This window comes from Paractinoplanes polyasparticus, assembly GCF_019710575.1.
Lineage (GTDB): Bacteria > Actinomycetota > Actinomycetes > Mycobacteriales > Micromonosporaceae > Actinoplanes > Actinoplanes polyasparticus.
In genome coordinates this window covers 1-11,744 of record NZ_JAHWFK010000052.1, presented here as the reverse complement: position 1 = coordinate 11,744, position 11,744 = coordinate 1, and the positions used below count along the sequence as shown (strand labels likewise).

6 protein-coding genes are annotated in these 11,744 nt (G+C 71.4%); 4 read left to right on the top strand and 2 right to left on the bottom strand.

The window, feature by feature from the left end; genetic code table 11:
• Window positions 1–28 precede the first annotated feature (28 nt).
• Window positions 29–1,348, bottom strand: coding sequence for a hypothetical protein (locus KXC43_RS40850; RefSeq protein WP_221381630.1), 1,320 nt, complete (start codon window positions 1,346–1,348; stop codon window positions 29–31).
• Complete coding sequence (locus KXC43_RS40845) at window positions 1,345–2,241, bottom strand: glycosyltransferase family 2 protein (RefSeq protein WP_221381629.1); 897 nt, start codon at window positions 2,239–2,241, stop codon at window positions 1,345–1,347. Before KXC43_RS40845 ends, KXC43_RS40850 begins: the two co-directional genes overlap by 4 nt.
• 145 nt (window positions 2,242–2,386) lie before the next feature.
• On the opposite strand from KXC43_RS40845, the gene KXC43_RS40840 reads away from it, so the two are divergent.
• The 4 genes from KXC43_RS40840 to KXC43_RS40825 are packed head-to-tail and all read left to right on the top strand — an operon-like array spanning window position 2,387 to window position 11,516.
• Window positions 2,387–3,190 (top strand): WecB/TagA/CpsF family glycosyltransferase, encoded by an 804-nt coding sequence (locus KXC43_RS40840; RefSeq protein WP_221381718.1) that lies wholly within the window; start codon window positions 2,387–2,389, stop codon window positions 3,188–3,190.
• On the top strand, window positions 3,187–4,164 hold the full coding sequence (locus KXC43_RS40835) for a glycosyltransferase family 2 protein (protein ID WP_221381628.1): 978 nt from the start codon (window positions 3,187–3,189) through the stop codon (window positions 4,162–4,164). Before KXC43_RS40840 ends, KXC43_RS40835 begins: the two co-directional genes overlap by 4 nt.
• Before the next feature lie 11 nt (window positions 4,165–4,175).
• Entirely contained in the window at window positions 4,176–7,334 is a 3,159-nt protein-coding gene (locus KXC43_RS40830) for a N,N-dimethylformamidase beta subunit family domain-containing protein (RefSeq protein ID WP_221381627.1), read from the top strand.
• A 9-nt stretch (window positions 7,335–7,343) separates the two neighbouring features.
• Window positions 7,344–11,516, top strand: coding sequence for a DUF4082 domain-containing protein (locus KXC43_RS40825; RefSeq protein ID WP_221381626.1), 4,173 nt, complete (start codon window positions 7,344–7,346; stop codon window positions 11,514–11,516).
• Window positions 11,517–11,744 lie beyond the last annotated feature (228 nt).

The following is an 11,744-nucleotide window of genomic DNA, read 5'->3' as shown; positions in this document are numbered from 1 at the left end:
CTGCGAACGGTTGCCCGGCCATCGGCCGTCAGGGTGTGATTCGGTAGATGTGATATGAGAACTCCTTCTCGAACGTGTCCGTGATGGACCCGCCCTGAACGGGCACCGAACGGTTCTCGAACAGCACCTCGGCCGAGGCCGCCGCCAGCTCGGTCGGCAACGACAGCGTCTGCCGGCCGGTGCCGCCGGAGCGGCCGGGCATGGCGAAGACGTAGTACGACCCGTCGTGCGCCTTGAGCATGGTGTCGAGGTCGGTGTCGAAGTCCCAGCGGTACGACTGGGTGTTGAGCACCTCGGCCAGGCCGGTGATCCGGCGGTTCAGCTCGGTCACCCCGGGCCGCACCGCCTTGCCGCAGCCGTCGCGCAACACGTGCTGGGAGATGCAGGGCCCGCCGAAGTTGTGGTTGAAGTAGAGGATGCCGCGAGCCTCGTGGATCAGGGAGCTGACGACCGCGCCGGCGATCTGGTCGGCCGTGATGGTGGGCGCGTCGGCCTCGCTGAACGGGTGTCCGACCTCGACGAAGGCGTACACCGGCTGCAGTTTGCCGTCGGCCGCGTCGAGGCCGCGCATCCGGTCCATGGTGAGCCCGTAGTTGGCCGCCCGGCGGCAGTTGTCCTTCTTGACGCCGAGCCGGGCGCCTTCGGAGCTCGACGTGCAGACGTTGGGATCGGTGTACCAGTAGATGTCGTTGGACACCGCGGTCGTGTAGTCGTTGACGAATCTGGCGGCTTCGTCGTCGCTCTGCCAGAACATCACGCCCTTACCGAAGTTGGCGTAGCGCAGGCGCCCGTCGTTGGCCGGCAACCGGCCCGCCAGCTGCTTCATGACGTCGAAGCCGCACGACTTGCCCCGGGTGCAGATCTCGCCCTCGCCCGGATACTTGCCGCTCCAGACGCCATCGCCCGGGCCGCCCCACATGTCGACCTCGTCGTTGAGGAGCCAGGCGGTGGTCTCGGCGCCGGCGTCCTTGCGGATCTCGGTCATCGCGTGCATGCCGCCGCTCTCGACCAGGTCCATGTTCGAGGTGCTGGTCAGCATGACGTACGTGTTGAGCCCGGCCGCCTTGTCCTGGGCGATGTCCGCGGGATCCTGGACGCTCTCGTACCAGACGCCGAGCGGGAAGAACTTCGGGTCGTCCCAGCCGGCCGTCTTGGCCTTGCCGAACTTCGCGTAATAGCTCGGGCCGCCCTCCCAGGGCACGCGCGTCATGGCGAGCGCGCCGGACTCGGCGGCCGCGGCGTTCGGCTCGGTCGCGGCCACCGCCGGTTCGACCGGATCGTCCCCGGTCGTGCACGCGGCCGTGAGGGTCAGCGTGGTCAGCAGGGTCAGGACGAGCCTGCGTCTCATGGCACAACCTTGTCGGTGTCGTCGGCGGGGGAGCGGGGTGCGGGCACGCGTACGGTCTCGGCCGGGCGCCCCCACCCGGAGCGCACGTCCCACGACGGCGACCGGCGCTTGCGCTCGGCCAGCAGCACCACGGCGACGTAGACGACGGCGGCGGGCAGCAGCCACGGCCGCCGCACCACCACATCGCGCAGCCACGACGTCGCATCCGCCTCGGCCGGCGCGGCGACGACGCCGGGGTGAGCCCGCAGGTAGCACTCGAACTCGGAGTTGCCGTCGCGGGCGCGGGCCACCCGCCGGATCAGGTCGCTTGTCGTGCGGGGGGCGATGACGCGTACGGGAACGTCGATCTCGGTCTTCTCGGCCGGCGCCACCACCGCATCGAGGAACATGTCGTCGGCGGTGATCTCGGGGAACCGGTCGAACCGTGCCCGGGCCCGTGCCGACACGGCGATGACACCCCGCCCGAACAGCCGTCCGCGGAAGATCGGCAGCCGGGTGTTGACCGCGTAGAAGGCGCGCACCGGCCAGCTGCTGGCCGAGGCGTCCACGGCCGGCCGCGGCACGGCCGCTTCGATGCCGGGGCGGTTGACTGCGTCGGCGAGCCGACGCAGCAGGGCTGCATCGGCCGTTACGTCGGCGTCCGCGTAGACGCGCACCTCGCCCGTCGCGACGTCGTCGGCCGCGTTGAGGGCCGCCGTCTTCGAAGGCGTGGCGATCTCGAGGACCCGGACGCCGAACGCGCGGGCCACCTCGGCCGTGCGGTCGGTGCAACCGTTGGCGGCGACCAGAATCTCGATGTCGGGGCCGAAATCCGGACTTTCGGTCAATGCGCGCAACGTGGTGCTGATGCCTATTTCCTCGTTGAAGGCGGGCATGACGACGCTTATTCGCACACCACGGATGCTTCCGGCCGGACCGTTTCTCAACAACCGGTCGAATGGACGAGTTGCTATCCCATTGTCGACAGTGCCGACGGCCGTTCGAGGGCTTGTCCACTTCGGATGGGCCGATAGGTTCCACGGTGTGACGGACTCTCAGATGGTCCCCAAAACCGTTGTGACGCCAGCAAATCGGATAACGTTGGCCGGCGTCCAATTTGATCGGTTGACCGAGGATGAGGTGGTTGCGCGAGTTCTGGAGGAATTGGCGGACGGCGATGGCGGACAGATCGTCACTCCCAATGTGGACATTCTCCACCGTGTCGTGCGGGATGCGGATTCACGGGCCCATGTACGGGCATCGTCCCTCGTTGTCGCGGACGGCAAGCCGCTCATCTGGGCCAGCCGGCTGGCCGGTGATCCGCTGCCCGCGCGGGTGGCCGGGGCCGATCTGATCTGGAGCCTGTCGGCCGCGATGGCCGGCGCCGGCCGGTCGGTCCACCTGCTGGGTGGCGAGCCGGGCACGGCCACCCGGGCGGCGGAGGTCCTGCGCGACCGGTTGCCGGCTCTCAAGATCGCCGGCTGCCTCAGTCCGTCCCTCGGCTTCGACACCCGCGAACAGGAGTACGCCGCGGTGTGCGACGAGGTCGTCGGCGCCGCCCCCGACCTGGTCTTCGTCGGCTTCGGCTTCCCCAAGCAGGAAAGGGTCATCGCCCGGCTCCGGCGCCGTCTGCCGCAGACCTGGTTCCTGGGCTGCGGCGCGGCGATCGGCTTCGTGGCGGGTGTCCACTCCCGCGCCCCCGGGTGGATGCAGCGCAGCGGGCTGGAATGGGTGCACCGCCTGGCCCTCGAACCGCGCCGGCTGATGCGCCGCTACCTCGTCGACGACGCGCCGTTCGCGGCCCGGCTGCTCGTCGCCGCCGCCCGGGAGGGCCTTCGCCGCCGCTCGGAGGGATCGCGATGAGCCGCCCCGACCTCTCCGTCGTCATCGTCTCGTACAACACCCGTGAGCTCACGCTGGACGGGCTGAAGAAGTTGATCGACAGCCGCACCGGCGCGGTCGACTTCGACGTGACAGTGGTCGACAACGCGTCGGCCGACGACTCGGCGGACGCCATCGCCGAAGCCTTTCCGGAAGTCCGGCTGGTGCGGCTGACCGAGAACGTCGGCTGGGGCCGGGGCGTCAACCGGGGCGTGGTCGCGAGTCGCGGCCGCTATGTCCTACTGCTCAACCCGGACGCCGCGCCTGTCGGCCATCCGGTCGACGAGCTCTTCCGCTTCGCCCGGCAGCACCCGCATCACGGCATCTACACCGGCCGCACGCTGCACGCCGACGGCACCGACGACATGTACTGCTGCTGGGGTCTGCCCAGCCTGCGCAGCTACGTCGGCTTCGCCACCGGGCTCGGCTCGGTGATCGGGTGGTTCAACCCCGAAAGGCTTCCCGGGTACGACCGGAAGAGCGTCCGCGAGGTGCCGGCGGTCTCGGGCTGCTGCATGCTCGTCGAGCGCGACCTGTTCGACCGCCTCGGCGGGTTCGACCCGATCTACTTCCTGTACAGCGACGACATCGACCTCTGCGCCCGGGCCGCGGCGCTGGGCGCTCGTCCGGTCGTGGTGCCGAGCGCCTCCGTCATCCATGTCGGCGGCGCGTCGTCCAGCTCCGAGGGTCAGCGCATCAAGATCCTGCGGGGCAAGGCGACGTACGTACGCCGGCACTGGTCGCCCACCAGGGCGCGGGTGGGCCTCGGCCTGCTGACAGCCGGCGTCGGCCTGCGCGCGGTCGGCACGACCGTGCTCGGCCGGGGCCGGTCCCGCAGCGCCGACTGGACGGTCATCTGGCGGGAGCGCCGCACCTGGCGGGCCGGTTGGCCCGAGGTCGACGAACCCCGTCCGCCGCACAGCGTCCTGCTCGAGGAAACCCCGACTGCCATGTGAGGCGGTACACCATGCCCAAGTCGTTGCGCCCGCTGCTCGCCCTCGTCCTGGTTGCGGCCGGCCTGCTGGCGCCGTCCGCGGCTGCGGCGGCCGATCCCTGCGCCCCGCTCGCCAATCCGGTCGCGTGCGAGAACAGCAAGCCCGGCACCCCGTCCTCGACCTGGGACGTGGCCGGCTCGGGCAGCGCGGCGATTCAGGGCTTCGCCACCGACATGAGCGTGAACGCCGGCGGGACGCAGCGCTTCAAGGTGAGGACGACGGCGGCCTCGTACCGGCTCGACATCTACCGGATGGGCTACTACGGCGGCGCCGGGGCGCGCCTGATCACGACCGTGAACCCGGTCGGCCGGCAGACCCAGCCCGAGTGCCTCACCGCCCCCACGACCGGGCTGGTCGACTGCGGCAACTGGGCTGTCTCGGCGTCGTGGACCGTGCCGGCCACGGCCGTCTCCGGGATCTACTTCGCCCGGCTGGTCCGCACCGACGGCACCTCCGGGGCGAGCCACGTCGTCTTCGTCGTCCGCGACGACGCGGGCCGGTCCGACCTGGTCTTCCAGACCTCGGACACGACCTGGCAGGCTTACAACCAGTACGGCGGCAACAGCCTCTACGCCGGGTCGCCGGCCGGGCGGGCCTACAAGGTGAGCTACAACCGGCCCGTCACCACCCGCGGCACCGGCTCGGAGGACTCGGTCTTCAACGCCGAGTACCCGATGGTCCGGTGGCTGGAGGCCAACGGCTACGACGTCAGCTACATCTCCGGGGTCGACACCGACGCCCGTGGCCCGCTGCTGACCAACCATCGGGCGTTCCTCTCGGTCGGCCACGACGAGTACTGGTCGGGGCGGCAGCGAGCCAACGTGGAGGCGGCCCGGGACGCCGGCGTGCACCTCGCGTTCTTCAGCGGCAACGAGGTGTTCTGGAAGACCCGCTGGGAGTCCTCGATCGACGGCTCCGGCACGCCGTACCGCACCCTGGTCGCGTACAAGGAGACTCACGCCAACGCCAAGATCGACCCCAGTGCGGAGTGGACCGGCACCTGGCGTGATCCGCGGTTCAGCCCGCCGGCCGACGGCAACCGCCCCGAGAACGGGCTGACCGGCACGGCCTTCAAGGTCAACGCCGGTACGGTGAACCTGCGGGTGCCGGCAGCGGACGGCAAGATGCGGCTCTGGCGCGGCACCACCGTGGCCGCCCAGGCGGCCGGCGCCACGGCCACGCTCGGCACCGGCACGGTCGGCTACGAGTGGGACGTCGACGCGGACAACGGCGCCCGGCCCCGCGGGCTGATCCGGCTCTCCACGACCACGGCCAGTGGGCTCGACGTGCTGCAGGACTACGGTTCGACGTACGCCACCGGCAGCGCCACCCACAACCTGACGCTCTACCGCGCGCCCAGCGGGGCGCTGGTCTTCGGCGCCGGCACGGTCCAGTGGTCGTGGGGCCTCGACAGCACCTACGACCGTGGCTCCGGAGCGGCCAGCACCCCGATGCGGCAGGCCACGGTCAACCTGTTCGCCGACATGGGCGCCCAACCGGCCACCCCGCAGGCCGGCCTGACCGCCGCCACGGCGTCCACCGACACCGCCGGGCCGAGCGCCGTCATCACCACGCCCGCCGCCGGGGCGAGCGTGCAGGCCGGTTCGCCCGTGACCATCTCGGGCACGGCCACCGACACCGGCGGCGGGGTGGTCGGCGGCGTCGAGATCTCCACTGACAGCGGCGCCTCCTGGCACCCGGCCACCGGCCGGGCCAGTTGGACGTACACCTGGAATCCAACCGTCAGTGGCCCGGCCACCATCCGGGTGCGAGCGGCCGACGACAGCGCCAACGTGGGCGCGGACGCGACCACGGGCGTCACCGTGGGGGCGCGGTCCTGCCCGTGCAGCATCTGGGGCTCGGGCCTCACTCCGGCCGTCGCCGCCGACCCCGACACCGCCGGCACCGAGGTCGGCACGAAGTTCCGGGCCGACGTGGCCGGGCGGGTCACCGCGATCCGGTTCTACAAGAGCTCGGCCAACACCGGCACCCACGTCGGCCGCCTGTGGACAGCCGCGGGCACGCAGCTGGCCTCGGTCACCTTCACCGGGGAGACGGCCTCGGGCTGGCAGCAGGCCAACCTCTCGACGCCGGTGTCGCTCACGGCCGGGACGACGTACGTCGTGTCGTACTTCGCGCCGAACGGCCGCTATGCCGCCGATACGAACTACTTCCTGACGCAGGGCTACGACAACGAGCCGCTGCACGCCCTGCGCGACGGAGCCGACGGCGTGAACGGCGTCTACCGGTTCGGCACCGGGTTCCCCACCTTGGCCTGGGAATCGGCCAACTACTGGGTCGACGTGGTGTTCAGCCCCGGCGGCGGCGCACCCGACACCACCGCTCCCACGGTGGTCACCCGTACGCCCGCCCCAGGCGCCACGGGCGTGGCCCGCACCGCTGCGGTGGCCGCGACCTTCAGCGAGCCGATCAGCGGCGCGGTCGTGGCGGTCAACGGCGTAGCCGGCTCCACTGCCTACGACAGCGGCAGCTCGACGGCGACCTTCACGCCCTCGGCCCCCCTGGCCGCCTCGACTCAGTACACGGTGACGGTCAGCGGCGCCCGGGACGCAGCCGGCAACGCCATGGCCACGACGTCCTGGTCGTTCACCACCGCGGCGAGCACCCCCAGCGGCTGCCCGTGCTCGATCTGGGCCGCCGCCGCGACGCCCGGCACGCCCGCCGACACGGACACCGCCGCGGTCGAGGTGGGCACGAAATTCCGCTCCGACGTGGGCGGTCAGGTGACCGGGGTGCGGTTCTACAAGGGCAGCGGCAACACCGGCACGCACGTGGGCCGCCTGTGGAGCGCGACCGGAACCAACCTGGGCACGGTGACCTTCACCGGCGAGACCGCGACCGGCTGGCAGACGGCGACGTTCGCCACGCCGGTGACGATCACCGCCGGCACGACGTACGTCGTCTCCTATTACGCGCCCGCCGGTCGGTACGCCGCCGATATCGGTTACTTCGCCACCTCCGGCGTGGACAACGGGACGCTGCACGCCCTGCGGGACAGGGTCGACGGCGTCAACGGCGTCTACCGCTACGGAACCGGCGGCGGCTTCCCCTCCGCCGGGTGGCAAGCGAGCAACTACTGGGTCGACGTCCTGTTCACTCCGGCTTCCTGAGAGGCTCATATGCGCCGACGCCCGTTGTTGCTCGCGCTCTGCCTGGCCCTGGTGGCCACGTTCCTCACCGCCCCGCAGGCCGCGGCGGCCGCCGTCTGCCCGTGCTCGATCTGGCCCTCGACGGCCGTGCCGGCCAACCCGGCCGAGCCCGACACCGCGGCCGTCGAGGTGGGCGTGAAGTTCCGCTCGGACAACAACGGCTTCGTCACTGCCGTGCGTTTCTACAAGGGCAGCGGCAACACCGGCACCCACGTCGGGCATCTGTGGAGCGCGGCCGGGGTCAACCTGGGCACCGCCACGTTCACCAACGAGACGGCGACCGGCTGGCAGACTGCCACCTTCGCGGCGCCGGTGGCCATTGCCGCCGGCACCACCTACGTCGCCTCGTACTACGCACCCAACGGCCGGTACGCGGCCGACGACAACACGTTTGCGACGGCCGGGGTCGACAACGAGCCCCTGCACGCGCTTCGGAACGGCGACGACGGTGGCAACGGCGTCTACCGGTACGGCGCCGGCGGCGGTTTCCCGGCCAACACCTGGATGTCGGCCAACTACTGGGTCGACATCGTGTTCACCGACAACGGCGTGGACACCACCCCGCCGTCGGTCTCCGCGTCGAATCCCGCCTCCGGCGCCACCGGCGTGCCCACGACGACCACGGTCAGCGCCACGTTCAGCGAGGCGCTCCAAGCGGGCTCGGCGGTCCTCGCTGTCGGCGGTGTGGCCGGGGCGTCCTCGTACGACGCGGTGTCCCGGACCCTCACCGTCACGCCGTCCTCGCCGCTCGCCGCCTCGACGTCCTACACGGCCACGGTCACCGGCGCCCGGGACGCGGCGGGCAACACGATGGTTCCGTACACCTGGAACTTCACCACCGCAGCGCCCGGCGGTGCTTGCCCCTGCACGATCTGGCCGCCGACCGCCACCCCGGCCACAGCCGCCGTGGCCGACAACTCCGCGGTGGAGCTCGGCGTACGGTTCCGCACCAGCACAGCCGGATTCATCACCGGCCTCAAGTTCTACAAGGGCAGCGGCAACAGCGGCACGCACACCGGCGGCCTGTGGACGAACACCGGCACCCGGCTCAGCACGGTGGCGTTCACCGGTGAGTCCGCGACCGGCTGGCAGACCGCCACCCTGCCCAGCCCGGTCGCGGTCACCGCCAACACCACCTACGTCGCCTCGTACCACACCGACACCGGCTTCTACTCCGCGACGGCCAACGGCCTGGCCGCTGCCGTCTCCCGCGGCCCGCTGACCGCCGTGGCGAACGCGGCCAACAGCGGCAACGGCCTTTACCGGTACGGGGCCAGCGCCTTCCCCACCGGCACCTACCAGGCCACCAACTACTGGGTCGACGTCGTCTTCAACACCGTGGCCGCCGACACCACGCCGCCGGTGCTGTCCGCCCGCTCCCCGGGCGCCGGCGCCACCGGCGTCGCGACCACGGCCCAGGTCACCGCCACGTTCAGCGAAGCGGTGACCGGCGCGGCCGTCGCGCTCACCGGCGTCGCCGGCGTCACAACCTACGACGCGGGCACCAGCACAGTGACCTTCACGCCGTCGGCTGCGCTGGCCCACTCCAGCGAATACACGGCCACCGTCAGCGGCGCCCGGGACGCCGCGGGCAACCTCATGGCCCCGGCAACCTGGGCGTTCTCGACCGCCGCCCCGCCCCCGCCGCCACCGGACCAGGGCCCCGGCGGCCCGATCCTCGTCATCAAGCCGAGCGGGGCCGGCTTCACCCCGTTCCTGGCCGAGGTGTTGCGCACCGAGGGCCTCAACGAGTTCACCACGGCCGAGCTTCCCGCCGTCACAGCCGCGACGCTGAGCCAGTACGACGTCGTGCTGCTCGGCTCGACGGCACTGACCGCGGCCCAGGTCGCCATGTTCACCACCTGGGTGTCCGGCGGCGGCAACCTCGTCGCCTTCCGGCCCGACAAACAGCTGGCGGGCCTGCTCGGTCTGACCAGCACGACGGGCACGCTGTCGGAGGGCTACCTCAAGGTCGACACGACGGCCGCGCCCGGCGCCGGGATCACCGACCAGACGATCCAGTTCCACGGCACCGCCGACCGGTGGACGCCGGCCGGAGCGCGGCCGGTGGCCATGCTCTACTCGAACGCGACCACGGCCACCACCAACCCGGCGGTCACCCTGGCCGACGTGGGCACGGCGGGCGGACAGGCCGCGGCGTTCACGTTCGACCTGTCCCAGTCGCTTGTCCACACCCGGCAGGGCAACCCGGCCTGGGACGGGCAGGACAGGGACGGCTCCGGGCCGGTCCGCTCCGACGACCTCTACTTCGGCGGCTCCTCGCCCGACTGGGTCAACCTGGCCAAGGTGGCCGTGCCCCAGGCCGACGAACAGCAACGCCTGCTGGCCAACCTGATCGGCGCGATGAACCTGGATCGCAAGCCCCTGCCGAAGTTCTGGTACTTCCCGCGCAGTCTCAAGGCGGTGGTGGTGGGCACCGGCGACGACCACGCCACCGGGGGAACGGCGGGCCGGTTCAACCAGTACGCCGCGAACAGCGTGGCCGGCTGTGATGTCGCGGCCTGGCAGTGCAACCGCTTCACCTCCTACGTCTTCCCGGACACGCCGCTGAGCAACAGCCAGGCAGCGGCGTACCAGGCCCAGGGTTTCGAGATCGGGCTGCACCTCAGCACGGGCTGCTCCAACTACACGGCCACCTCGATCGCGAGCACGCTCACGAGTCAGCTGACGACCTGGCGTACGAAGTACAGCTCCCTCGCGGCGCCCGCCACCAACCGCACCCACTGCATCGTGTGGTCCGACTGGTCCTCACAGGCGTCGGCCGAGGCGGCCGGCGGGATCCGGCTCGACACGAACTACTACTACTGGCCGGGCAGTTGGGTCGCCGACCGGCCGGGCTTCATGACCGGCTCCGGCATGCCGATGCGCTTCTCGGCCAAGACGGGCGGGCTGCTGGACATCTACCAGGCGGCCACGCAGATGACCGACGAGTCGGGGCAGAGCTACCCGTTCACCGTCAACACGCTGCTCGACCGCGCGCTGGGTGCGGAGGGCTACTACGGGGCCTTCACAGCCAACATGCACACCGACCTGACCACCACGTACGACAGCGACCAGGTGCTCGAGTCGGCTCGGAGCCGGGGCGTGCCGGTGGTCAGCGCGGTCCAGCTGCTCACCTGGCTCGACGGGCGCAACGCCTCGTCGTACTCCGGGATCTCGTGGTCCGGCACGACCCTGTCGTTCACCGTGAACGTGGGCACGGGCGCGACCGGCCTGACCGGGATGGTGCCGACCGTAGGCACGGGCGGCCGGTCGCTGACCACGCTGACCCGCGCGGGCACGGCGGTCCCGTTCACCCGCACAACGATCAAGGGCGTCGAGTACGCGATGTTCACCGCCGCCCCGGGCGCCTACGCGGCCGGATACGGCGCTGTCGCCGCCGCCCGCAAGGCTCCCGCCGCACCTGCCAGGTCAGCGCCGGACAGCCAGGCGCCGGCGGCGTCCGCCGTGTCGGTGCTGCCCTGGGCGGACGGCACGGCCCGGATCAGCTGGAGCACCGGCGAATCGGCCGCCGCCACCGTGCTCGTCGGCGTGGACCCGGCGGAACTGGACGCGTGGCCGGCCGACCTGAGCGGCCGTCAGCACCGAGCCGTGGTGACCGGTCTCCAACCGGGAACCACCTACTACTACCGCGTGCGAAGCACCGATCCCGCGGGCAACGTGACGGTGTGGCCCGCGCCGGGCCGGCCGCCGGCAACCTTCGTGTCCTCGGCGGCGGGCGTCGCCGATCACACGGCCGCCCAGTGGCGGACCGGTGCGGAGAACCAGGTTGTGGTCACGAGCGAGGGGGTCCGGCCGAGCGGGCGCAGCGGAACTCTGGTGTCGCGGGTGCTCGACGCCGGGCAGATGGTGACGTGGGACCGGCTGACGTATGAGGCCAGTGCGCCCGCCGGCGCCTCCGTGGTCGTTCAGGTCCGCACGGGCAGCACGTCGGCGCCCGGCGCGTCCTGGAGTGGCTGGCGCCCGGTGCGTCCGGACGACCGGGTGACGGGTGGCTCGCGGTACGCGCAGTACCGGGTGGAGCTCAGAGCCGGCCGTGAGGGCGCGGGACCGGTCTTCCGGGGGCTGAGCATCACCTCGGACGCCAAGCCCCGGCGGACGCCCACCGAAACCGGACAGTAGGTCTCATCGAGGACGCCCGGCGACGGCGAACCGACTGGCAACTGAAGGGCATCGGCCCAGCTACCAACTCTTCCGCGCAGGCGTCGAACAAGAACGGTGAGAGCCCCGGCAGCAACCGGGACCGCTTACCGAAAGGCAGTCGATGCGTTCCTCGATCACCAAGCGTCTGGCCCTGATCGCGATGATCCCCGCCACCCTGCTCGTCGTGGTCGCGTTCGCCTCGTCCGC